Genomic DNA, 23,139 nt, shown 5'->3' on the forward strand with positions numbered 1-23,139 from the left:
AATCCGGCCCCAGCCCGCGCATGTATGAGGGATGAAGATGTCGATCAAATCCACAGCCGCCGTTGCGTTTGCTTGCCTGACCCTGTCCTCTGCTGCCACCGCACAGAGTTTGGACGGTGTGGTGAAACTGGATGTTCTGGACGGTGGTCGAACCGCAAACGGCACGTATCTGAGCGCCCTGAGGCTAACCCTCAAAGACGGCTGGAAAACCTATTGGCGGGCGCCCGGTGATGCTGGCATCCCGCCCCAGTTCGACTGGAAACGCTCAAGCAACGTTGGGCATGTGGACATCACCTGGCCCGCGCCCGAGATTTTTGACCAGAATGGCTTGCAGTCGATCGGCTATGAAAACCAGCTGATCCTACCGATTGAAATTACACCGCGAAACCCTGCCAAACCCGTACGCCTGCAAGGTGAGATGGATCTGGGCGTTTGCAAAGACGTGTGTATCCCGGAACGTTTGGGCTTTGACCACACACTGGACTCAGAAGCAGGCCGCAACCCAGCCATTGCTGCGGCTCTGGCGCAACGTCCCTACTCGGCGCAGGAAGCCCGTGTCAGCAAGGCCACGTGTAATCTCACGCCAACTCAAGACGGAATTCAAATCGAAGCTCGGGTGACGATGCCGTCTGCGGGGGGTCGCGAAGTCGCCGTGATCGAGCCCGGAAACCCGGTTCTCTGGGCATCGCAACCGGTCTCGCAACGCGAGGGCAATACGCTAGTGGCGCAGGCTGAAATCATCAACGCGTCTGGTGCACCTTTCGCGCTGGACCGATCTGAAATCCGGATCACCGTTCTGGGCGCAAATCACGCGGTCGACATTCTGGGCTGCAGCGCGGGCTGACCTTGTGATCCAAACTCCAAAAATCGGCGCTTTGGCGGTTGTTCTGCGTCAGGATCAGGTGCTTCTGGTACAGCGCAGCAAACAACCAGATGCCGGGTTGTGGGGCTTTCCGGGCGGGCATGTGGAATGGGGCGAGACCGTTCTGCAAGCAGCACAGCGCGAACTGCGCGAGGAAACCTCGGTGATTGCAGAGCCGTCACACTATCTCAAGAATCTGGATCTTCTGCGGCACGACCCCAATGGGCAAGTTCTGTCCCACTACCTTCTGGTTGGTGTCGCCTGCACGTACCTCTCTGGCACGCCCGAAGCTGGCGACGACGCACTGGATGCACGCTGGTTTCCAATCGACCAGATACGCGAAGGCGACCTGCCGATGAGCGCGCGGGTTGCCGATCTGATGGAATTCGCTCTGCGTGAAGGTTAGGTTCCTGCCGACCGAGTGAGCCGACCATAGAACACCGCAGACAGTGCCATGCTCAGCACCAGAATAGGCAGGGCTCCGGCAAGGAACGCGCCCAGCCCCATCTGCAAAGCCGGGATACCGTCTGCGTCAGCATAAAGGCCCTGGAAAATACCTATCGGCGCACCGGTAACTGTTGGCCAGATCATCGTCAGAACAAACCAAACCGCCAAAGCGGCTCCTGTCGCCATCAAAGCGCCCCGAACCACCCGGTCGGGTGCGCGTAACGCGCGGCGCATGGCGGTCATCGGGCGCGCAACATCGTTGAGGATCGCCAGCAGGGCAGGCACGAGGATCAGAACCAGAAGCATTCCAAACCCAAGCCCATAGACCAAGGTGATCACGGTCGGCTTCAGGAATTGTGCCTGTTGCGAGCCCTCATAAAGCAGCGGTGCAAGCCCAAGAACCGTTGTCAGTGTGGTCAGCATAACGGGCCTCAGCCTGTCGGCTGTGCCTTCGACAATTGACGGCACCAGACCGCGATCCTGCTGATACCCATCTATCGTGGTCACAAGCACAATCGAGTCGTTGATAATGATCCCGGTCATTCCCAGCAATCCGACCACCGTGAACATACTGAGCGGAACATCCCAGATGTAATGCCCCCAGATCGCACCGACGAGGCCAAAGGGGATAATCGCCATAACCACCAACGGCCTCGACCAGCTTGCAAACACCCAGGCCAGCACAAGGTAGATACCGGTCAGACACAGTATCAATCCGGTGCGGGCTTCGGCTAGGAATTCGTTCTCCTGCTCGCTCAGACCCGACATACGCCATTCAACCTGACGTTCTGCGGAGATGTTGGGTAGTATCTCGTCCTGCATCATGCGTTCGATTTCAGCCGCTCGGGCAGGGTCGTCTTCGGAAATATCTCCTGTAACTGAAACCACCCTCAGACCATTTTCGCGCCGGACGACGGAAAACCCGGTTTTTCGTTCGACGGAAACGATGTCGGCCAGCGGAACATAAACCCCATCAGGCGAACGCATAAGGGTGCGTTCAAGGAAGTCTGCCGTCAACTCGCCCTCAGGCAATTCAACCCTAATTTCGGTGCTACGCGGGCCATCGGGGAAGGTGGCGGCCTCGATCCCGTTAAGGCGGTTGCGCAACGCGCGGCCCAGCGTTTCGATCCGAAAGCCCAAAGCTTGCCCCTGTGCCGTCAGGTCCAGAATGAACTCTTCCTTGTCATAGGCCAGAGTGTCTTCTAGCGCCGAGACTTCGGGGAATTTCGACAACGCGGTCTGCAGGTCCTCTGAGGCCGCCTTCAGAACATTCACGTCCGATCCATAAAATTGCACATCAATGGCATCGCCGCCGGGGCCGGACCGCCAGCCCCGGAAAGTCAAAACCTCGACATTCGGGTGCCGTGGCACGAAGTCCTGCAATTCGCCCACAAATTCAAAACTGGAATAGGGCCGCAGGTCGGCATCAATCAATTCGATCGAAATCCCACCCAGCACGCTGCCGTCTTTGCCGTCTGCCGCCGCCAGACCACGGCCCGCGGTGCCCCCGACCTCGGCCAGAACAAATTCGATCGGATTTTGGCCATAACGTTCTTCATAAATCTGACCCAGCTCGTCGGTGGCGTCCTGTACAATGCGCATCATTTCCAGCGTATCCGACCGGGTCGAACCTTCGCGCATGATGAACCCGCCACTGACGGAGCTGCGTTCAGGCGCGTTGAAGAAACGCCAGTTCACATCACCACGGATGAACAGGGCAACCTGACTGGCCAAAATCGCGATCATCAAAGCCACAACAACGTATCGCGCCCAGATCACCCAGGCGATCAACGGACGGAACAGGTGGTCCCGCACCCAGCGGAAGCCTCGGTTCACAACACGGTTCGGTAGATCGTACCAGTGTTCCTTGGCAGAATGCGCAATCGCGTGCGCCATATGGTTGGGCAGAATAAGAAAGCACTCAACCAGCGACGCGATCAGAACCGCAATCACCGTGAACGGAATATCGCGTATCAACTCGCCGAAGCGACCACCTACAAGGGTCAGGCCAAAGAACGCAATCACCGTCGTGACGGTCGCTGCCAGAACCGGCATCGCCATGCGCCGGGCTGCGCGTTCAGCGGCCACCACAGGCGGCTCGCCCAGACGACGGGCGCGGAAATCGGCGTGTTCGCCCACTACAATGGCGTCATCCACCACGATACCGAGGGTAATGATCAGGCCAAACAATGAGACCATGTTCAGCGACAACCCACCTAAATACATCAGCGCAATGGCAGCCGACATGGCCACAGGAATACCCGCCGCAACCCAGAAAGCGATGCGGGCATTCAGGAAAAGAAACAACAGACAGACCACAAGGCCCAAACCCATCAACCCATTGTCGACAAGGATGTTCAGCCGGTCTGTGATGGCCTGGGCCCGGGTGCGGATCAACTCGATCTTTACGCCTTCGGGCACACTTGCCTGCATCTCGCGGGCGACATCTTCAACGGTGCGCTGAATTTCGATGGCATCGCCCTGGTTTGACCGGTCAACCCGGATCGACATGGCCGGATTTTCGCCAACAAAATAACTGTGGTAACGCGTAACCCCATCGACTCGTATGTGGGCGATATCCCCGACCCGCAGCTTCGACCCATCATCGTTGGTTCGCAATGCAATTGCTTCGATCTGTTCAGGCCTACGCTTTTCGGTTCCAGCCCGAATGCGGGCGCCTGCACCTTCCACTTCACCTGCGGGATCCGTATTGACTTCGGACCCGATAACCGAAGCAATTTCGGCCATCGTAATGTCATTTGCGATCAACTGAGCCGTTGTCACTTCGACAATAATCTGCGGTGCGGCAATGCCCCGAATGCTGGTACGAGTCACACCGGCGGCAAACAGGCGATTGACCAATTCGTCGGTCAGTTTGGCCAATTGCGCCGTGTCGGTTGGGCCACTAATGATAAGATCCGTCACCCGATCACGCCAAACGCCGCGCTGGATTTTGGGTTCTTCAGCGTCTTCAGGCAGGTCCGAGACACCATCTACTGCGGTTCGAACGTCCTCAATTGCGCGAGACATGTCCCAGTTTGGCTCAAACTCAAGACGTATCCGTGTCCACCCAGGGTGCGAGTCGGCCTCCGTGCTTGTTACACCTTCCACTGCCAACAACGCAGGTTCCAGAAGCTGGACAATGCCCGCATCCATATCTTCTGGCCCGCCATCGTCCCACGTGACGCTTACGTCGACACGTTCCAAGACCACGTCTGGAAAGAACTGCGCCCGCATGTTGGGAATGGCCGCCGCACCCAGAACCAGCATCACCAGCAATAGGAGATTGGCAACGGTCCGATGGCGCGTAAAGTAACTGAGAATGCCGCCCGCTGCCCCGGGTATCTCGCGCATCATGGCGCTCAGCCTCCGGCCTTGGTTTCAAGACGACGTATCAGAGCAGCCGGCACGCGCGCTTCCTGCAATTGGCCAAGTAGCTGCGATTTCTCGTCTTGCGGCATGGATTCACTGGCTTCGACTTGCGCGACAAGCGCGGCCCGTTTCGAGGGACTTAACTCAACCATGTCCGGGGCTGCACCAGCCTCAACGCGTAATGGCCGAACCCGCACGCCCGAACCCAGCAGCGGCGTGCGTCCGATGACAACTTCGCGCCCCTCAAGCCCGTCGCCACGCAACAGGACCTCATCCCCTTGCCTGCGAACCAACTGCACCGGAAGACTTTCCAGGCGGTCGTCCGCGCCCAGAACCAGAACCGTACCCGACGCATCAAGCACGGAAGAAGGTAATCGGTATACATTTGCGACTGGTTGTTCTTGAACCGAAACCGTCACAAAATCACCGGGCTTGAAACCTGACGCCTCTTGCAGACGAGCATAGATCAACCGCCCGGTCTGTCCTTCTCCGGCCGAACCGCTGTCGCGACTGATTTGACCTGCAGCAGTCAGATCAGCGCCGGTGACTTCCAGCGACACTGTAACCGGGGCGTTTATCAGTCGGTCGGTTTCGTCCAACAAGCGGACATATTGCGCCGTCGACACCCGGAACGCCACCTCAAGCGCGTTGGGATCAACCAGTTCCGCCAGCTTTTCGTTGGCCGACACCAATCGCCCTTCCACAAGGGTCACGTCGGTCAGCGTGCCGTCAAACCCAGCCCGCACCGTCATGTCTTCTAGGTCACGCTCTGCTGCTTCCAATGCGATCACCGCACGGGACTGCAAAGTCATGGCCTGATCAACACGGGATTCTGCCTGCGCCAGCGCGATGCGACGGGCCAGAACCGCTTGCTGCGCCGAGGTTGCAGCCAGTTCAGCCTCTTCTACGCTAGCCGCGGCACCAACCCCACGGGATTGCAAGTCACGCTGACGTTGCAACGCCCGTTCACGCAGGTCCGCCTGCGCCTCGGCTGACTTCAACTCGTCCTGTGCCAGTAGCAACGAGCGTTCGGCATCGCGTTCTTCAAACTGAGCATCCAAAAGATCGGATTTGGCCCGATCCAGTGCTGATTGCGCATCCGCCGGGTCCAGTTCAACCAGCACCTCGCCCGCCGAGACTGTGCCACCATCCTCAAAGTCTTCAGCCAGCGCAACCACGCGCCCGCCCAACGCCGCACGCAATTCCAGCCTGCGGCGGCTTTGAACCTCTCCGAATGCCTCAAGATAGGGGGTGACGGTTTCTGCCTCGGCCTGACGCACCGCAACCGCAAAGACTCTTTCACGCGAAGGCGGTGCAGCATCTTCCCGGGTCAAAACGTCTTGCACCGCGCTTACAATTATCTGCGCGGCAACAAACAGCAAAGCCAGCGTCAGAAACGCCAGAAAAATACCGACAAGACTTTGCCGCAAAAATCGCATCAGTCAGTTACCCCGGTTGCACCACGCTGCCGTCCCTAACATGTAGCTGGATCACGAATTATGCCAAGCCACAAAGCGGTTACACGGAATTGAACGTATGACCAGTCTACTTCCGTCGCAGGTGTTCGTCCAATCTGGGCATTATTTCCACAAAATTGCAGGGGCGATGCCTATACTCGAACTGTTTTTCGAGTATCCCGTCCCACGCATCCTTGCAGGCGCCCGGGCTGCCGGGCAGTGCGAAAAGATACGTACCACCGGCAACCCCACCCGTTGCACGGGACTGCACCGCCGAGGTGCCGATTTTCTCCATCGAGATAATGGTGAACACGGTGCCGAACGCGTCGATCTCTTTCTCATAGACGTCGCGATGCGCCTCGACGGTCACGTCGCGCCCGGTCAAACCGGTGCCTCCGGTCGAGATCACGACGTCAATCTGATCATCCGCCACCCAGGCGCGCAACTGATCGGCAATCTGATCACGTTCGTCCCTAATAATCTTGCGATCAGCCACCACGTGGCCCGCTTTTTCGATCCGGTCCACCAGAGTCTGACCCGAGCGATCTTCGTCCATCGACCGTGTATCCGACACGGTCAGGACGGCAATTTTGACTGGGATGAACTCTTTGTTTTCGTCAATGCGTGACATCTTGCGTCAGGCCCTTTCCAAAATCGCAAGCCGGATGGCAAGCGCGGCAAAAATACCGCCTGTAACCCAGCCAATAATACGAGAGGCGCGCGGGTTGCCGACCAGCACCCGACCCGCGCCGCCCGCGAATATGCCCACCAGCCCGTTTACCACAAACGCTCCGACTGCGATGATCACACCAAAGGTTAGAAACTGAAGCAGAACAGAGCCCGTGGCGGGGTTCACAAACTGCGGGATGAAAGCCAGCACAAACAGGATGACCTTGGGGTTGGTCAAGTTGACCAGCATCCCATCCCGAAATGCCAGATGCGTTGGACGGACCGGCGTATCTTCGGTGATCGCACCGTTACGGATCGCGCCCCAGGCCAGATAGAGCAGATATGTAACGCCCATCCAGCGGATCACGTCGAACAGCCACGGCATCGCCGCGACTGCGGCCCCCAGGCCCAGACCGGCCAACAGAACATGGATCATCAACCCGACCGCCACACCGGCACTGGCCGATACCGCAGGCCGTGGGCCGGAGCGCAACCCCTGACCAAAGCAAAACATCATATCCGCACCCGGTGTGAAGTTCAGCGCCAAGGCAGCCGGAATGAAAGCCAGAAAAGTGATGGTGTCGATCATGGCTCTACCTCAAACCAATTCGGCTTTGGCCCCAGATTGGCCAATTGCGTTCGGCCCAGCGTTCCGCGATAGCCCCAACTTTCGTGTACATGTCCAAAGACCGCATGACCCGGCTGAAGCCGCTCTATGGCGTCGCGCACAGCGGTTGACCCAACCGACAGACCTTGCGACGTCTGATCCCCATAGCCTTTGGGCGGAGAATGCACGATCAGGACATCAGCCGCATCGCACCGGTCGAGCATCTCGGTCGCAGCACCTTCAGTCAGGTCGCAGGACCACTCGCCAAACGGCGTGGGCGGCACGCCATAACCAAGACCAAACAGGCGAAGCCCGTCGAGTGTCATACCGGACCCGTGCAAAACATGAACACCTTCCGGCGCGGCATCGCCCAGTTCTTCTGCGCTTTCTGCATTTCCTGGAATCAAAACCAGCGGGGCAGAAATGCCCGCAAGCATTTGCATCGCCTCATCCAGACCCTGACGCATGTTGCAATAATCACCCGCGCCAATGACCAAATCCGCGTCAACACTCGCCGCTACCAGATCCGCGGCGCGATTGCGCGCCATATGCAAATCGGAAAAGGCCAGAACCTTCATGTTGCGCCTCGCAGCCGCGCTTTCAATTCCAGCAGATCAGCCCAAGCCTGCCGTTTCATTTGCGGCTGACGCAACAGATAGGCCGGGTGGAACATCGGGATCACCGGCAAATCCATCGCCTGATCCCAATTGCCGCGCAAACGAGTGATACCCCGTTTTCCCAGCACTGCCTGACAGCTGATATTGCCCATCACCACCAGAACTTCGGGCTTGGCCAACGCAACGTGACGCTCAAGGAAAGGCTTCATCATCCCGATTTCTTCGGGCTTGGGATCGCGGTTCTGCGGAGGCCGCCATGGTAGTACATTGGTGATATACACGTTTTCGCGGCGATCCAGATCAATTGCCGCCAGCATCCGGTCCAGCAACTGACCGGCGCGACCGACAAAGGGCTTGCCTTCACGGTCTTCATCGCGGCCGGGGGCTTCGCCGATGATCATCACCTTTGCGCCGGGGGTGCCGTCGGCAAAAACCAACTGTCGTGCCCCGCGCTTTAGCTCGCAATGATCAAAAGCCTCCATCGCCGCGCGCAATTGGTCCAGAGACCCTGCCCCCTGCGCTGCAGCCTGCGCTACGGCAACCGGGTCAGCCTGTTTAGGTTTCGTCTGAGGAGCGGAGGCCGCTTCTGCCTTCTTGGGCTTGGGCGACGTATCCGGCAACGCATACCGATCAACCGGCGCATCCCCGATTGCCTCGGTCGCGCCCAGTTCGATCTGCCATTCCAGCAGCGCCCGTGCAGAGTAATAGTCCAAGCCCGATTCCATACGGATAATTTACCTGCCTAAACGCTGAGGGAAAGCGAATAGGGCTTGATCGGTCGCTCTGTCGCGCCGACCATCAAGGCGCGATGCTCAGAATTCTGCGATTCCTCCTGCTTAGTCTTGTGCTGGCCCTTACCGGTGATCCGGCTTTGGCGACGTTTCACGACACACATGGGCAGTGCCGTGCGGGTCAGTTCAAATGCGGCAGCACCTGCTGTTCGGGCGGGCAAAGATGCAGCTTTGATGGCCACTGCATTCCGCTGGGCGGCACCTATTGTGGTGGCGGTCGCACCTGCGGCCCGTTCGAACGTTGCGTGGCCGGTGGAACCAGATGTGCACCCGCGGGTCTGAACAAGTGCACATCTCGTCTGGATTGCCCGGGAGACAGTTTTTGCAACGGGCGTGGCGAATGCGAACGGATCACACCCGACCTGGACACAACGCCGCCCACCACGTGCGACGACGGGCGCACCTGCGCGCGTGGCTCCTCCTGCCTGCCCGGTGGGGGCTGTTCCCGCCCTGGGTGGTTCTTGTGCGAAGAAACCGGTTCGCAATGCCGCCCTGGCTTCAAATGCTCGGCCCATCAGGGCTGCGTGCCGATCAAGGCCATCGACTGCGGTTATGGCAAATGGTGCAAGCCGGGTGAACAATGCCTGCCCGAGGGCGGCTGCGAAAAACTGCCAGAGGGTACCGAACCTTAGGTTGCCTTGCGCCGCCCAGCTTTCTATAAGCGGCCCGATTGTCAGACAGGAGCCCGCCCATGCGTTTCGCCCATCGTCACCTTCTTGGCATCGAGCATCTGTCGCAATCCGATATCACCGAAATTCTGGATCTGGCCGAGACCTATGTCGACATGAACCGCCAGTCGACCAAGCATTCGGACGTTCTGTCGGGGCTGACCCAGATCAATATGTTCTTTGAAAACTCGACCCGCACACAAGCCAGTTTCGAACTGGCGGGCAAGCGTCTGGGTGCAGATGTGATGAACATGGCAATGCAGGCCAGTTCGATCAAAAAAGGTGAAACCCTGATCGATACGGCGATGACATTGAACGCAATGCACCCGGATCTGCTGGTGGTCCGGCATCCGCATTCCGGCGCGGTCGACTTGCTGGCGCAAAAGGTCAATTGCGCCGTTCTGAACGCGGGCGACGGCAAACACGAACACCCTACGCAGGCCCTGTTGGACGCGTTGACGATCCGACGCGCCAAGGGCCGCCTGCACCGGCTGAACATCGCGATTTGCGGCGACGTGGCCCATTCCCGCGTCGCGCGATCAAACCTGATCCTGCTGGGTAAAATGGAAAACCGTATTCGCCTGATCGGCCCGCCGACACTGGTGCCCAGCCAGTTTGCCGAGTTCGGGGCCGAGATCTACGACGACATGAACGAGGGTCTGAAGGACGTCGATGTCGTCATGATGCTGCGCCTTCAGAAAGAGCGGATGGATGGTGGGTTCATCCCCTCGGAACGCGAGTACTATCACCGCTATGGGCTGGATGCCGCAAAGCTGGCGCAAGCCAAGCCTGATGCCATTGTCATGCATCCCGGCCCGATGAACCGCGGGGTTGAGATCGACGGCACGCTGGCCGATGACATCAACCGGTCCGTCATTCAGGAACAGGTGGAAATGGGCGTCGCCGTCCGCATGGCCGCGATGGATCTGTTGGCCCGCAACCTGCGCGAGGCCGCATGAGCGATCTGACCGTCGCCCCCCACGAACGCGGCGTCTTGCGCCTGTTCACGCTGGACATGCGCCCGGAAGAGGCGAAGTTTCTGCGCGAACCGGGTGCTGCCGATCAGGTGCTTGGGGTGGACGGGTTGGATCCTGAGCAGATCGATATCTTTCCAGTGTCCGATCTCGAAGACCTCGGGCTGTATGGCTATCTGACCGAAGGTTGCGGCGTGTCCTCAGATCAGTTGGATCAGGACGCTCTGGCCGCGATAGACGGCTGGGTTATGGTCTTGCGCAGCGCTGCGTTCCAAGGACGCCCGGCGACGTTGAAACCTGATCCGCGCTTGCACCTGATCGGTCTGTTCACGGAAGAGGCCACAAACTGGACCGGTGGGGTCATTGAAACCGAAAGCGCCAAGCCTTTTTCGGCACCGCAAGCCGCTCCAACGGATAACCACCCCCACCGCGTCGGGTCAGCTGTTCTGGCACTGGCCGCGCTTTTGGTCATCGGAGGCGTCATATGGCTGATCCTGTGATCTTCGCCCCGGACAAAGGGGCCTATATCCGCACCAACGCCTGGTTGGCCGCTGTCGCGATGGGTGGCGCCATGGTCGTTCTGTGGCTGATTGGAAATCCGTACATCTGGACCGGAGCTCCCGCAGGTCTGGCCGCCATTGGCATCCGCGCCTGGTATCTGGCCTCGGAAGAGTTGGTCGCCAATTGGGAAATGTCGGACACCACCCTAACCGGCCCTGGCCCGCGCAAGGTGCCTTTGAGCCAGATCCAAACGGTCAACACCATGGGCAGCTTTGTTCAGATCGTCACCAAGAGTGGTGACAAGCACCTGATCAAGTATCAAGCCGACCCTGCCGCAACCAAAGCCGCCATCGAAAGGGCCATGCCATGAGCACCGTTCTCTTCACCAACGCCCGCCTGATCGACCCGGAGGCCGGGACGGATACAATCGGCTGGCTACAGGTGGCCGATGACCGGATCGTTGACCGAGGGGAAGGAAACGCGCCGGGTTCTGACGGGCAGATCATCGATTGCAACGGAAAGTGCCTTGCCCCCGGTATCGTCGATATCGGCGTCAAAGTGTGTGAACCGGGCGAGCGGCACAAGGAAAGCTACAAGTCTGCAGGTCTGGCCGCCGCTGCCGGTGGTGTGACCACCATCGTCACCCGTCCCGATACGCTGCCAGCAGTGGATACGCCTGAGACGTTGGAATTCGCGACCCGGCGCGCGCAGGCGGATGCGCCTGTCAACGTGCTGCCGATGGCTGCGCTGACCAAAGGGCGCGAAGGGCGTGAGATGACCGAGATCGGGTTTTTGCAGGACGCAGGCGCTGTGGCCTTTACCGATTGCGATCATGTCATCACCAATACCAAGGTGTTTTCCCGCGCGCTGACCTACGCAAAATCCTGTGACGCGTTGGTGATCGCCCACCCTCAGGAACCCGGTCTCAGCGCCGGGGCGGCGGCGACCAGCGGCAAGTTCGCAGCGTTGCGCGGCCTGCCTGCCGTATCGCCGATGGCGGAACGCATGGGTCTGGATCGTGATATTGCCCTGCTTGAGATGACCGAAGCGACCTACCACGCCGATCAGATCACCACCGCCCGCGCCCTGCCCGCGCTGGAACGGGCCAAGCGCAATGGGCTGGACATCACTGCCGGCACATCGATCCACCATCTGACCCTGAATGAGTTGGACGTGGCCGACTATCGCACCTTCTTTAAGGTCAAACCGCCGCTGCGGTCCGAGGATGACCGGCAAGCGGTGATCGAGGCTGTGCGGACAGGGCTGATCGACACCATCAGTTCGATGCACACACCGCAAGATGAAGAAAGCAAGCGCCTGCCGTTTGAAGAGGCTGCCTCGGGTGCGGTCGCTTTGGAAACGCTGCTGCCTGCAGCACTCCGCCTGTATCACGCAGATCAACTGGACCTGCCGACCCTTTTTAGGGCCATGGCGCTCAACCCTGCAAAACGGTTGGGACTGAAGAGCGGTCGATTGGCCGAAGACGCCCCGGCTGATCTGGTTCTCTTCGACCCGGATGTGCCCTTTTTGCTTGATCGGTTTGCCTTAAAATCCAAATCGCAAAACACGCCATTTGACGGCCAGCGGATGCAAGGTAAGGTCTTAGCAACTTATGTTGCAGGCCAAGAAGTGTTCCGGAGACCTTAATGCCCATTATCGGAAATTCGGCAGAGGATTTGTTCTTGTGGGCTTTGATTGGATACCTGTTGGGATCCATCCCCTTTGGGTTGATCCTGGCCAAGGTCATGGGGCTAGGCAACCTGCGCGAAATAGGGTCGGGCAATATCGGGGCCACAAACGTTCTGCGCACTGGAAACAAGGCCGCTGCAGCCCTGACGTTGCTGTTTGACGCCGCCAAAGGGGCTGTGGCCGTTCTTGTTGCGCGCGCTTATGCGGGCGAAGATGCCGCCCAAATCGCAGCGCTTATGGCATTTGTGGGCCATTGCTTCCCGATTTGGCTTGGCTTCCAAGGCGGGAAAGGCGTGGCAACCTTTCTGGGGCTGTGGCTGGCGCTGGACTGGCGCGTCGGTGTGGCCTGCTGCCTGAGCTGGCTGGTCGCGGCCGCAATCTGGCGGATTTCGTCGGTCGGCGCACTGGCTGCGGCGGCACTGTCGACAACCTGGGTATTGGTTCTCACAAACGGATCCACCTTTATTCTGGGGATCATCCTGACTCTTATGATCTATTGGCGTCATGGCTCGAATGTGGCGCGGATCAAGGCCGGGACTGAACCGAAAATCGGGAAGCCGTGACGGTACCCGACGCGTTCTTGTCAGCGTTTCTGGCGCTGCCGGAGGGCAGCTTTACCGGCACTTCGAGTGCGCGTAGCTATGTTGTCGTGCGGCAGCGGATGGCTGGTGGCAAGTCGCACAAACTGGTCGCCCATGAGCGGGGCGGCGCGGACTATATCAGCCTGAACCTGTACCAGACGCGAGACAGCGGGGCGTTGCTGCGGCCCTGTGAAATGCCCGCCAGCAAAGTCATCACTTTCGTACTGGGCCTTGTGCCTGACTAAATCAGCTAAGCTCTGCATTTTTGAACACGACATCTTTGCTGCTGCACAATCACAATTCATTGCTTTGAACGTGATCACCCCGCTTCCCAGATCGCTGTCGTGACGGTCAATTACGGGCCGCACAGGACAACAACCGGGGCCTGCGCTTGCACCAAGACAAGGCTCCTTTCACGAAAGGTGAAGCAATGAACACTTTTAAATCTCTGATCGGCGGCGTCGCTCTGTCCGTCGCGCTGGCAACTTCGACTTTGGCTGCAGGCGTGGAAATCAACGCCAGCTCGACCGGCTTGGCGATGCAGGGCTATGACCCGGTTGCCTACTTCACCGCCGGTGAAGCAACCAAAGGTGATTACCGCATCACCACGCTGCATGATGAAGCGCTGTACCGTTTCTCGTCGGAAGAAAACAAAGCCGCTTTTGAAGCCAACCCCGAAGCATACCTGCCCGCATACGGTGGCTACTGTGCATTTGGCGCGGCCATGGGCTTCAAGTTCGACGGCGACCCGAACCACTGGAAAATCGTTGACAACAAGCTGTACCTGAACCTGTCGCAAGATATCCAGGAACGTTGGGAAGGCGACATCCCGGGCTTCATCGAAAGCGCAAGCGCAAACTGGGAAACCATCGCTGACAAGACCCCTGCGGAGCTGCAAGAGCAATAATCCGCTGAAAATGTCAGGCGTGTCGGCGGCGGAGCGTTCCGTCGCCGCATGTCGTTTGAAGACCTCAGATCCTTTCCTATCTTTTCAGTATACTAAGTGCCCGGCTGAACAGGGCACAGGCGCTTGCCTGTATCTTCAAGCGCCGGATTTCGGGCTGGAATACGTAGAAATCAATGATCCGGTAACCAAGCTGGATCGTATCGGTTTGCATAGGTGAGCAGAGGCTCGCTCGTGCAGAGTTTCGAACGAAAGGAAATGAGATGACTTTGAAATTGGCTCTCATCGCAACAGCCGCGACACTGACGGCCGGATCAGCGCTGGCGCAATCTTCGGGCAATTGGACCGGTTTCTACGGTGGTCTGCAGTTGGGTTACATTGACGTGGATACCAACGTATCTGGCGTCGACGGAGACGGCGCAATCGGTGGTATTGTACTGGGTTACGACTATGATCTGGGAACCTGGGTTGTTGGCGGCGGCTTTGATTACGACTGGACCGATGTGGATCTGGCCGGAGCCGCTACCGTCGAAGACGTATGGCGCCTGAAAGCGCGCGCAGGGTACAAAGTTAACCCACAAGGTCTTCTATACGGAACGGTCGGGTATGCCGAAGCCGGGACAGACACCCTCGGCAGCGATGACGGCTGGTTCATCGGCGCGGGCTATGAACAGATCGTGGCACCCAATGTGAGCATCGGTGGGGAACTGCTGTACCACGAATTCGACAATTTCAACGCAACTGGTGTGGATGTCGACGCAACCACATTGCAGATCCGGGCGACGTATCGGTTTTGATAACTGTTGGCTGAAAACTTATGACCCGGCTTTTTCAGCCGGGTCGCGTCTCACACATCCAAAATTGTGCTGCCGGTTGTTTGCCGCGCCTCAAGCGCGCGATGCGCATCAGCGACCTGATCAAGCGCAAAGCGTTGATCCACATGGATCTTGACCTCACCGCCTTCAACTTTGCCAAATAGTCGTCGGGCCATTGCCTGACACACCGCATGATCCGAGATATGCGTGAACAGCGTGGGCCGGGTGATCTTAAGTGAACCCTTTTGACCCAGAACACCGATATTGAAGGGTGGCACCGGGCCCGAAGCATTTCCGAAAGAAATCATCATGCCCAGCGGCTTGAGGGAATCCAAAGATCCCTCGAACGTGTCCGCCCCAACGGAATCCATCACCACATCCACACCCTGCCCCTTGGTGATCTCGGCCACGCGCTCGGCGAAATTTTCAGTCCGGTAGTTGATACAATGCGAAGCCCCGTTGAAACGGGCCAGGCTGCATTTTTCATCACTTCCAGCCGTCCCGATCAATGTGATCCCCTCGGATTTTGCCCATTGGCAGGCGATCAGTCCAACACCACCGGCGGCGGCATGGAACAGGACAGTATCGCCGCGTTTCAACGGAGTCGTTCGATGAAACAGGTATTCCACCGTTAATCCTTTAAGCATCATCGCCGCAGCAGTCTGAAATGTAATGTCATCTGGCAAGGGGCAAACCTGCGCTGCTGGCATCACTCGGGCCTCGCAATAGGCCCCCGACGGTGCCGCAGCATATGCAGCCCGCTGTCCCGGTGCCAGATGCGTTACCCCTTCACCAACAGCCTCGACAACACCTGCGGCCTCCATGCCCAGCGCGTGCGGAAGATCCAGAGGGTACAAGCCAGTCCGTTGATATACATCGATAAAATTTAGACCACAGGCTTCGTGACGAATTCGGATTTCCCCCGGTCCGGGGTCACCGAGCGGTCTGTCTTCGATCCGCAGAACGTCGGGGCCGCCAAACTCATGAATCATAACTGTTTTTGCTGTATTCTGCATCCTGACCTCCTCTTGCCTGCCCTCAAGCTAACATGACTTCGACGCAGGGCAATCCGTGCGATGCCAGACTATTGATCTGGATTTCGCAAAACTGTGCTATACTGCAATCAGGCGTTGCCGGCTGGTCCGGCCACGGGCAACGTGATGCCGGATCCGCCCCGCGGCGCAGTTTTCGCCAGGGAAGGGGAGGAAAATGGCCAAAACAATCGGAAACCCGATCAGCTGGACCGCCCGAAATCTCGGGGCGGCAGGTGATCATGTCACTGAAAGCGTCTCGCGCCTGGGCAGCGCGGACACCAAAGAGCTGCCAATGGTGCAAACCTTGACGCTGCAAGACCTGCGCGCCTGTCTGCGCGCGGGCTATGACGACTTTCTCGAAACACGGGCGGATGCCGTGTTCATCGTGTTGATCTACCCGATCGCAGGGCTCTTGATGTTCGGCTTTACTTTGAACATGAATCTGGTGCCGCTTCTGGCTCCACTTGTCGCCGGCTTTGCCTTGATCGGGCCAGTCGCCGCCGTGGGGCTTTATGAGATTAGCCGCAAGCGTGAACAGGGCAGCGCAGTGCATTGGTTGGATGCGTTCGGTGTCTTCAGATCACCGTCCTTCGGTGCAATTCTGGTACTTGGCTTCTACCTCGTCATGCTGCTTTTGGTCTGGCTGATGGTCGCACAAGCCATTCATACTTATACAATGGGCCCTGAAGTACCCGCATCCCTTGGTGCATTTGCCACACAGGTTCTCACCACTTCTGCGGGATGGACGATGATTGTCGCCGGAACCGCTGTTGGTTTTGTGTTTGCCCTGTGCGCATTGGCGGTCAGCGTTGTCAGCTTTCCATTGCTGCTGGACCGCAAGGTGGGACTGCCGGTGGCGGTTGTGACATCGTTTCGTGTCTTGCGTGAGAACCCCGGCGTCATCCTGACATGGGGCTTCATCGTGGCGGCGCTGCTTTTTCTGGGCGCCTTGCCGATGCTATTGGGTCTGATCGTGGTAGTACCCGTTCTGGGCCACGCCACATGGCATCTATACCGCCGCGCGGTGGCGTGAAGGCGCGGGACAAGCCCGCGCATTTGACACTTAGTCCGCAACCTTGAGGACGATCTTGCCGATATGGCCAGAGCTTTCCATGCGCGCATGGGCCGCTGCCGCGTCGGCCAGTTCAAATTCACTGTCCATAACGGGGGCAACTTTGCCAGCGTCGAGCAGAGGCCAAACAGCTTCGCGCAGGTCCTGCGCAATTTGTGCCTTGGCCAAATCGCTCTGCGGGCGCAGGGTACTGCCTGTCAGAGTCAGACGTTTGACCATCATCATCGCAAAGTTCAGCTCGACCTTCGGACCTTGCAGGAAAGCGATCTGTACCAGACGTCCATCCTCGGCCAATGCTTTGACGTTGCGTGGGATGTAATCCCCACCCACCATATCAAGGATCAGGTTCGCCCCGCCCTCGGCCCGCATGGTGGCCACAAAATCTTCATCGCGATAGTTGATTGCCTTTTCCGCACCTAGCTTGACGCAAGCCTCACATTTCTCATCGGACCCAGCGGTCGCAAAGACACGTGCACCAAAAGCATTGGCCAGTTGGATTGCGGTTGTTCCGATCCCGCTGGAGCCGCCATGGACCAGAAACCGCTCACCCGCTTTCAGATCGCCACGTGTGAACACGTTGGACCAGACGGTGAAAAAGGTTTCCGGCAGGCAAGCGGCTTCTTTCATTCCCATCCCCGCAGGGACCGGAAGGCAATGCGCAGCAGCCGTGGCGACGTATTCGGCATAGCCCCCACCCGGCAACAACGCACAAACCTTGTCGCCGACTGACAACCCCTCGACCCCTGCACCGACCGAGACCACTTCGCCCGACGCCTCAAGCCCTGGCAGGTCGCTGGCCCCCGGCGGCGGATCATAGGCCCCTGCCCGCTGCAACGCATCAGGACGGTTCACACCGGCAAAGGCGACTTTCAGTACAACCTGTCCGTCACCCGGTTCTGGGATCGGTCGTTCGGTCAGTTGCAAAACATCAGGACCACCCGGTTTGGTGATCTCAACAGCGCGCATCATCTGGGTCATAGGCACCTCCTTTGCGCAATGCCTAGCAGGCATACGGGCTGGGGCCTAGCGCCAAGATGCCCTACTTTCGGGGGTTCAACATGCCCGGAAGATCGGCCCGCATTCTCATGGGCGCTTTCACCTGCCCGGCCAGCCAGTTCGGAACCGCCAGAAACGGCTTCAGCACCGGATTGTCGCGTACCTGCGCCTTGAGCTTTTCAAACTCCATGACATTTGCGATCCGGCGGTCCAGGAATTCCCACGAGCGCTGATGGTCGGGGCTGTCATCGCCCAGCCAAAACAGCAACGTCGACGAGTAAACCCCCGACAGAGTGGCACGTTTGGTGTACCAATTCACATCGTCCGATGTGTCGCCCAGCGCATCCCAGATTAGATCGCAGGTTTGCCAAACCGCCTTGGCCCCATCCGCCGCATGGGTCGGCAGGGAAAACAGGGTCATGCCACGGCGCACCAACTCTTTGTCATCGACCGCCTGCAACCGGAACCGAACCGCAGCTGCAATCTTGTCGCGGAATTTCAACTCGCTCAGATCTTCGGATTTGATGCGATCCAGCATCGCCTGATCCCCGCGCGCGTGATAGGCCAGCGCAAGATCAACCGCCCCGCGCGGACAGATCGCACGGGCCAGACCATCATCCAGATCACAATCGGAAATAGAGGCGCGAAAACTGGTTTCCGACCAGCCGTCGAAGGGAACATGGATCAGCATCGCATCCAAAAGCTGCTGTTTTGCATCTTCATATGTGGTCGTCATAGCGGTTCTCCGGTTGTCGGGCCCAGTACTAGACAAGTTAGGGCGGCTTTGCTATACGGCCAACTCCTGCAATTTCCTTGCAACTCTATCTAGAAAGGTGGTGACAACCACATGCAGGTTAGTGTTCGCGACAATAACGTCGATCAGGCGCTTCGTGCCCTGAAGAAAAAGCTGCAGCGCGAAGGCGTGTTCCGTGAAATGAAGCTGAAGCAACATTTCGAGAAACCGTCCGAGAAAAAAGCGCGTGAGAAAGCTGAAGCGATTCGTCGTGCCCGTAAACTGGCACGCAAGAAAGCCCAGCGCGAAGGTCTGCTCTAAGACTTTCCTCATCCAGCTTTGGATGACACTATTTGACGACCCCCGAGGCCCCGCCCGGGGGTTTGTCGTTTCAGGGGTGGGTTTTATTCCGCCGACTCGTGCTTCAGGGTGTGCGACAAGCCGCCATTTCCCCACCAGCAACATTTTGCCCGGCATTTTGCAGCGCAGCGAATCCCGCTCTGGTAGCATTGCCCCGCCAGAATTCGCCTAATATTTCTGCGCCCCTATCTGACCTCAGCAAGCCGCATGTAACTGGCGACGTCCAACCGGACGACACTTACAAACGGAGGCTACCATGTCGACTGCAAGTCAAATCGAGCAAGAAATGCTGGCGCTGATCAACGCCGAGCGCACATCACGCGGGCTTACCCCACTGCAACTGGAAACACAGCTGAACGACTCATCCGAAGATCACAGCAGCTGGATGCTGGACACCGACACGTTCAGCCATACAGGCCAAGGCGGTTCTAGTGCGACACAGCGTATGCAGGATGCAGGTTTTGATCTGTCCGGCAGCTGGCGCACTGGCGAGAATATCGCCTGGCAATCAGAACGCGGCGAGCCCGGCATCAGCGATGACGTCGCGCAGTTGCACGAAAACCTGATGAACAGCCCGGGACACCGAGCAAACATTCTGAACCCTGATTTCGAATATATTGGCATCGGCATTGAAACCGGTGACATGCAAGGATTCGACGCGGTGATGGTCACTCAGAATTTCGCGGCCACTGACAGCGCTGTGATGCTGGACAACGGGAACGCTCCGGTTCCACCTGTGGACGATGTGGCGGACCCCCAAGACCCGGACGCCGAGACGCCCGACACCGATGTGGCCGAACCCGAGGATCCGGATACCGAGACGCCCGACACCGATGTGGCCGAGCCTGAGGACCCGGATGCTGAAACGCCCGACACGGATGTGGTTGAGCCTGAGGAGCCTGATGCTGAAACGCCTGACACCGACGTGGCCGAGCCTGAGGAGCCTGATGCTGAAACGCCTGACACCGACGTGGCCGAGCCTGAGGACCCGGATGCCGAAACGCCTGACACCGACATGGCCGAGCCCGAGGACCCGGATGCCGAAACGCCTGACACCGACGTGGCCGAGCCAACCCCCGAGACACCGGTCGGTGAAGAACCTGACGGATGTTTCGACGTGGCAGCCTTCCTGGCCGAACTGGAAGCTTTCCTGGATAACGTTCTGGCGCAGATTGATCAGTTCCACTGGGAGACAGACGACATGACGCCGTCGGATATGGCCGAGGATGACATGCAGGATACAGACACCGACGACATGGACATTGTTGAGGTCGATGACATGGACCCGGTCGAAGCCCCCGTTGACGACTATGCCGGCTCGGACGGAACAGATGACGCAGACATCTATGTATTCAATTTCTGGGGCACGGGCTGCATGATCGAAGCAGCCTGATAGCAGCTGAGGTGCGGGGCGGCTGGCTCGCCCCGCATGGCGCCATCAGTAAATCTTAGGCACGTACAATTCATCCGGCAAAACGCGACGCTCATATTCCGGGTTATATCGGCGGTCAGGCAGATTGACTTTTTCCTGTGGCACATCCGTGTATGGAACTTTGGTCAAAAGATGCTCGATACAGTTCAACCGCTCGCGTTTTTTGTCATTGCCTTCGACAATGTACCAAGGGGCTTCGGGAATGTTGGTCCGGAAGAGCATATCCTCTTTCGCCTTGGTATAAGATTCCCAACGGATGCGGGATTCCAGATCCATCGGTGACAGCTTCCACTGTTTCATCGGGTCGTGAATCCGCATGAGGAATCGCAACTGCTGTTCTTCATCCGTGATCGAGAACCAGTATTTCAGCAGAATAATCCCTGATCGCACCAACATCCGTTCGAATTCGGGAACGTCCTGAAAAAACTGTTCAACCTGATCTTCGGACGCAAAACCCATCACCCGTTCGACGCCTGCACGGTTATACCATGACCGGTCGAACAACACGATCTCACCTGCCGCAGGCAGATGCGGCACATAACGCTGAAAATACCACTGGCTCTGCTCGCGACGGCTGGGCGCGGGCAGGGCGACCACACGCGCAACACGTGGGTTCAAGCGCTGGGTGATCCGTTTGATCACGCCCCCCTTGCCCGCGCTGTCACGACCTTCGAACAGAATACAGACCTTGGCGCCGGTGTGCTGAACCCAATCCTGCACTTTGATCAGCTCAGCTTGCAGGCGCAGCAGGTTGCGGAAATAGACCTTGCGATCCAGCATATCCGGATGTTGTTCCCGATAGATCTTCCGCACTTCCATCGATAGCATCGGTTCGCTGAACTCGATCTCAAAATCTTCGTCCAACGTGTCTTCCAATTCGGCCTCAAGCCAATCTTTGGGTCCACCGTCGTTTTCGTAAGCCAAGGTCAGCTCCTTTTTTGTTATCGGGTTCGAACCATATCGGGCCCGTGTAACCGCCTGATGTCATCAGATAAATTGATGCAAGACGATGACGCCCAATGCTGCCGAAATCTCCGAAAATCCAGTCGGCGCGGGCATATGGTCTTTCCCCAAATGTGAAGGCCCAAACCAGAGGTTACAAGCGTCAGAATTGACGCAAGGCAGAACACAGGAACGCGCAGCGTGCTGAATGCTTGCATTGCCTCGATTTTGTGCGGCAAGACTGTCTGGACTTACAGGATGCAAAGCGCGTGACGTTCTTTCTTTCTCTATTACCGGCGATTTGGCCTTGGTTGATTCTGATCGCCGCGCAGGTAACTGCGCTTGTGGGGCACTGGGCGGTCGCGCTGTCACTGCTGGTTCTGTTTGCAAGCATCGCCTCAGCAACGGGGCTGATGTCACTTCTGGCTATTGCGGCTGTGGTCGGTGGGCTGGCCGGAGCCGCCTTGCTGCCGCACCTCCAAGGGCGGCTTGCGGTCGCAGGACACGCGCTTTTGATCCTGTGGTGTCTGGCCATGGGTGCGCATCTTCTGCCCGGATTTCAGAACCTGAAAGTGTTGGATCAGGTGCAGACCGGGGCCGCCAGTACAGGGTTCACAATGCACCTGAATCTGGACAAACCGATGGTCTTCTTCGCCGTTCTTCTAGCCTGGCCCGGCATGCTTCAAAGCACCATTCAGACCAAATTCGGCCCGCTGGTGGCAGGGCTCCTGCTGTTGCCGGGGCTGTTTCTATTGGGTCTTGCCGTCGGCGCGATACAGCCAGAATTTTCGGTCCCACGGTGGTGGCTGGTCTTTGTCCTGTCCAACTTGTTTTTGACCTGCCTGACGGAAGAAGCCTTCTTTCGTGGCTACCTGCAATCCGCCATCATCTCACGTCTTGGCGCCGTCGGAGGAGTTATTGCGGCTAGCCTGCTGTTCGGGTTGGTTCACTTTGGCGGCGGACCGGCCCTGGTGGTCTTTGCCTCAATTCTCGGGTTGGCCTGTGGTTTGGGGTATTATGCAACACAGCGTCTTTGGGTGCCCGTTGCGATGCATTTCGGGTTCAATCTGGTGCACCTGCTGCTGTTCACCTATCCCGGCCCCGCCTGAAATTCAGACTGGCAGAGCGGTGGTCTTGAACACTGTGCGCAAAGCAAACGAGCTTTGCATCTGCGCCACCCCGGGCAATCGCGACAGATATTGCCGGTGAATGCGCGCAAAATCCTCGGTGTTTTCGGCCACCACTTTCAGGATATAGTCCGCCGTTCCCGCCATCAGGTGGCACTCCAATACGTCGGGAATACGCGCCACTGCCTTTTCAAAAGAATCCAAAACCTCTTCGGCCTGTCCTTGCAAGGTAATCTCGACAAAGACGGTTGTAGGCACGTTCATCTTGCGCGCATCCAGCAACGCCACATAGTTGCGGATGAACCCCTCAACCTCGAGACGCTGAACACGCCGATGGCAGGCAGACGGCGACAGGTTGACCTGCTCAGACAGTTCCGAATTCGACATCCGGCCGTTTTTCTGGAGGGCGGCCAGAATCTTTCTATCAGTCGTATCTAAGGCCATTCGTGCAATTCCTTTGCGGGATTTACACCTTATACAGGAGATTCT

The 23,139-nt window shown here is 58.2% G+C and carries 26 protein-coding genes; 15 read left to right on the forward strand and 11 right to left on the reverse strand.

Annotated elements, in window-relative coordinates; genetic code table 11:
- Positions 1-37 precede the first annotated feature (37 nt).
- On the forward strand, positions 38-844 hold the full coding sequence (locus GOV90_RS15775) for a protein-disulfide reductase DsbD domain-containing protein (RefSeq protein WP_371732502.1): 807 nt from the start codon (positions 38-40) through the stop codon (positions 842-844).
- Positions 845-848: 4 nt separating this feature from the next.
- The gene (locus GOV90_RS15780; protein WP_171093774.1) at positions 849-1,268 is read left to right on the forward strand and encodes an NUDIX hydrolase; all 420 of its coding nucleotides are present in this window, start codon (positions 849-851) and stop codon (positions 1,266-1,268) included.
- Here the strand turns inward: GOV90_RS15780 and GOV90_RS15785 are convergent.
- The 6 genes from GOV90_RS15785 to GOV90_RS15810 all read right to left on the reverse strand — a co-directional run bounded on the left by GOV90_RS15785 (position 1,265) and on the right by GOV90_RS15810 (position 8,756).
- Positions 1,265-4,666, reverse strand: coding sequence for an efflux RND transporter permease subunit (locus tag GOV90_RS15785; RefSeq protein ID WP_171093777.1), 3,402 nt, complete (start codon positions 4,664-4,666; stop codon positions 1,265-1,267). The two genes, GOV90_RS15780 and GOV90_RS15785, sit on opposite strands and share 4 nt — an antisense overlap.
- A 5-nt stretch (positions 4,667-4,671) precedes the next feature.
- The gene (locus GOV90_RS15790) at positions 4,672-6,120 is read right to left on the reverse strand and encodes an efflux RND transporter periplasmic adaptor subunit (protein ID WP_171093779.1); all 1,449 of its coding nucleotides are present in this window, start codon (positions 6,118-6,120) and stop codon (positions 4,672-4,674) included.
- Between the two features lie 106 nt (positions 6,121-6,226).
- Positions 6,227-6,769 carry a molybdenum cofactor biosynthesis protein B gene (gene moaB / locus GOV90_RS15795; protein WP_171093780.1) on the reverse strand — a complete coding sequence of 181 codons (543 nt, stop codon included), beginning with the start codon at positions 6,767-6,769 and terminating at the stop codon, positions 6,227-6,229.
- 6 nt (positions 6,770-6,775) lie between these two features.
- On the reverse strand, positions 6,776-7,396 hold the full coding sequence (locus tag GOV90_RS15800; protein ID WP_171093782.1) for a LysE family translocator: 621 nt from the start codon (positions 7,394-7,396) through the stop codon (positions 6,776-6,778).
- Entirely contained in the window at positions 7,393-7,992 is a 600-nt protein-coding gene (locus GOV90_RS15805) for a metallophosphoesterase (protein ID WP_171093784.1), read from the reverse strand. Before GOV90_RS15805 ends, GOV90_RS15800 begins: the two co-directional genes overlap by 4 nt.
- Complete coding sequence (locus GOV90_RS15810; RefSeq protein WP_171093786.1) at positions 7,989-8,756, reverse strand: uracil-DNA glycosylase family protein; 768 nt, start codon at positions 8,754-8,756, stop codon at positions 7,989-7,991. The genes GOV90_RS15805 and GOV90_RS15810 overlap by 4 nt, the downstream gene beginning before the upstream one ends.
- An 83-nt stretch (positions 8,757-8,839) precedes the next feature.
- Between GOV90_RS15810 and GOV90_RS15815 the strand changes: the two genes are divergently transcribed.
- The 9 genes from GOV90_RS15815 (at position 8,840) to GOV90_RS15855 (ending at position 14,936) form a co-directional block, all read left to right on the forward strand.
- Entirely contained in the window at positions 8,840-9,454 is a 615-nt protein-coding gene (locus GOV90_RS15815) for a scavenger receptor class F, member 2 (protein WP_171093788.1), read from the forward strand.
- Positions 9,455-9,513: 59 nt separating this feature from the next.
- Positions 9,514-10,449, forward strand: coding sequence for an aspartate carbamoyltransferase catalytic subunit (locus tag GOV90_RS15820; RefSeq protein ID WP_171093790.1), 936 nt, complete (start codon positions 9,514-9,516; stop codon positions 10,447-10,449).
- Positions 10,446-10,964 (forward strand): hypothetical protein, encoded by a 519-nt coding sequence (locus GOV90_RS15825; RefSeq protein WP_171093792.1) that lies wholly within the window; start codon positions 10,446-10,448, stop codon positions 10,962-10,964. The genes GOV90_RS15820 and GOV90_RS15825 overlap by 4 nt, the downstream gene beginning before the upstream one ends.
- Positions 10,949-11,335 carry a hypothetical protein gene (locus GOV90_RS15830; RefSeq protein WP_171093794.1) on the forward strand — a complete coding sequence of 129 codons (387 nt, stop codon included), beginning with the start codon at positions 10,949-10,951 and terminating at the stop codon, positions 11,333-11,335. The genes GOV90_RS15825 and GOV90_RS15830 overlap by 16 nt, the downstream gene beginning before the upstream one ends.
- On the forward strand, positions 11,332-12,612 hold the full coding sequence (gene pyrC / locus GOV90_RS15835; protein ID WP_171093796.1) for a dihydroorotase: 1,281 nt from the start codon (positions 11,332-11,334) through the stop codon (positions 12,610-12,612). The genes GOV90_RS15830 and pyrC overlap by 4 nt, the downstream gene beginning before the upstream one ends.
- A complete protein-coding gene (gene plsY, locus GOV90_RS15840) occupies positions 12,612-13,217 on the forward strand; it encodes a glycerol-3-phosphate 1-O-acyltransferase PlsY (protein ID WP_171093798.1) in 606 nt (201 codons plus the stop codon). Before pyrC ends, plsY begins: the two co-directional genes overlap by 1 nt.
- Positions 13,214-13,480, forward strand: coding sequence for a hypothetical protein (locus GOV90_RS15845; protein ID WP_171093800.1), 267 nt, complete (start codon positions 13,214-13,216; stop codon positions 13,478-13,480). The genes plsY and GOV90_RS15845 overlap by 4 nt, the downstream gene beginning before the upstream one ends.
- A 185-nt stretch (positions 13,481-13,665) precedes the next feature.
- Positions 13,666-14,142, forward strand: a complete 477-nt coding sequence (locus GOV90_RS15850) for a YHS domain-containing (seleno)protein (protein ID WP_171172870.1) — start codon at positions 13,666-13,668, stop codon at positions 14,140-14,142.
- 260 nt (positions 14,143-14,402) lie between these two features.
- Positions 14,403-14,936 carry an outer membrane protein gene (locus GOV90_RS15855; protein WP_171093803.1) on the forward strand — a complete coding sequence of 178 codons (534 nt, stop codon included), beginning with the start codon at positions 14,403-14,405 and terminating at the stop codon, positions 14,934-14,936.
- Positions 14,937-14,986: 50 nt separating this feature from the next.
- Here GOV90_RS15855 and GOV90_RS15860 read toward each other — a convergent pair whose 3' ends face one another.
- Entirely contained in the window at positions 14,987-15,970 is a 984-nt protein-coding gene (locus tag GOV90_RS15860; protein ID WP_171093805.1) for a quinone oxidoreductase, read from the reverse strand.
- Positions 15,971-16,163: 193 nt separating this feature from the next.
- Here GOV90_RS15860 and GOV90_RS15865 point away from each other — a divergent pair, with 193 nt between their 5' ends.
- Positions 16,164-17,021: a DUF2189 domain-containing protein gene (locus GOV90_RS15865; RefSeq protein ID WP_171093807.1), complete on the forward strand. Its 858-nt coding sequence runs from the start codon at positions 16,164-16,166 to the stop codon at positions 17,019-17,021.
- A 30-nt stretch (positions 17,022-17,051) separates the two neighbouring features.
- On the opposite strand, the gene GOV90_RS15870 is transcribed toward GOV90_RS15865, so the two are convergent.
- Together GOV90_RS15870 and GOV90_RS15875 are read right to left on the reverse strand one after the other, a co-directional pair.
- A complete protein-coding gene (locus tag GOV90_RS15870; protein ID WP_171093809.1) occupies positions 17,052-18,038 on the reverse strand; it encodes an NAD(P)H-quinone oxidoreductase in 987 nt (328 codons plus the stop codon).
- Positions 18,039-18,099: 61 nt separating this feature from the next.
- Positions 18,100-18,792 carry a COQ9 family protein gene (locus tag GOV90_RS15875; RefSeq protein WP_171093810.1) on the reverse strand — a complete coding sequence of 231 codons (693 nt, stop codon included), beginning with the start codon at positions 18,790-18,792 and terminating at the stop codon, positions 18,100-18,102.
- A gap of 111 nt (positions 18,793-18,903) precedes the next feature.
- On the opposite strand from GOV90_RS15875, the gene rpsU reads away from it, so the two are divergent.
- Positions 18,904-19,110, forward strand: a complete 207-nt coding sequence (rpsU, locus tag GOV90_RS15880) for a 30S ribosomal protein S21 (protein WP_005614280.1) — start codon at positions 18,904-18,906, stop codon at positions 19,108-19,110.
- Positions 19,111-19,405: 295 nt separating this feature from the next.
- Positions 19,406-20,542: a CAP domain-containing protein gene (locus tag GOV90_RS15885; RefSeq protein ID WP_171105486.1), complete on the forward strand. Its 1,137-nt coding sequence runs from the start codon at positions 19,406-19,408 to the stop codon at positions 20,540-20,542.
- A gap of 45 nt (positions 20,543-20,587) precedes the next feature.
- Here GOV90_RS15885 and ppk2 read toward each other — a convergent pair whose 3' ends face one another.
- Positions 20,588-21,505 carry a polyphosphate kinase 2 gene (ppk2, locus tag GOV90_RS15890; protein ID WP_171093814.1) on the reverse strand — a complete coding sequence of 306 codons (918 nt, stop codon included), beginning with the start codon at positions 21,503-21,505 and terminating at the stop codon, positions 20,588-20,590.
- Between the two features lie 287 nt (positions 21,506-21,792).
- Here ppk2 and GOV90_RS21380 point away from each other — a divergent pair, with 287 nt between their 5' ends.
- Positions 21,793-22,632, forward strand: a complete 840-nt coding sequence (locus GOV90_RS21380) for a CPBP family intramembrane glutamic endopeptidase (RefSeq protein WP_171093816.1) — start codon at positions 21,793-21,795, stop codon at positions 22,630-22,632.
- Positions 22,633-22,635: 3 nt separating this feature from the next.
- Here GOV90_RS21380 and GOV90_RS15900 read toward each other — a convergent pair whose 3' ends face one another.
- Positions 22,636-23,094 carry an Lrp/AsnC family transcriptional regulator gene (locus GOV90_RS15900; protein WP_171093819.1) on the reverse strand — a complete coding sequence of 153 codons (459 nt, stop codon included), beginning with the start codon at positions 23,092-23,094 and terminating at the stop codon, positions 22,636-22,638.
- Between the last annotated feature and the right edge of the window lie 45 nt (positions 23,095-23,139).

The sequence above is a fragment of the Ruegeria sp. HKCCA5929 genome (assembly GCF_013034525.1).
GTDB lineage: Bacteria > Pseudomonadota > Alphaproteobacteria > Rhodobacterales > Rhodobacteraceae > Ruegeria.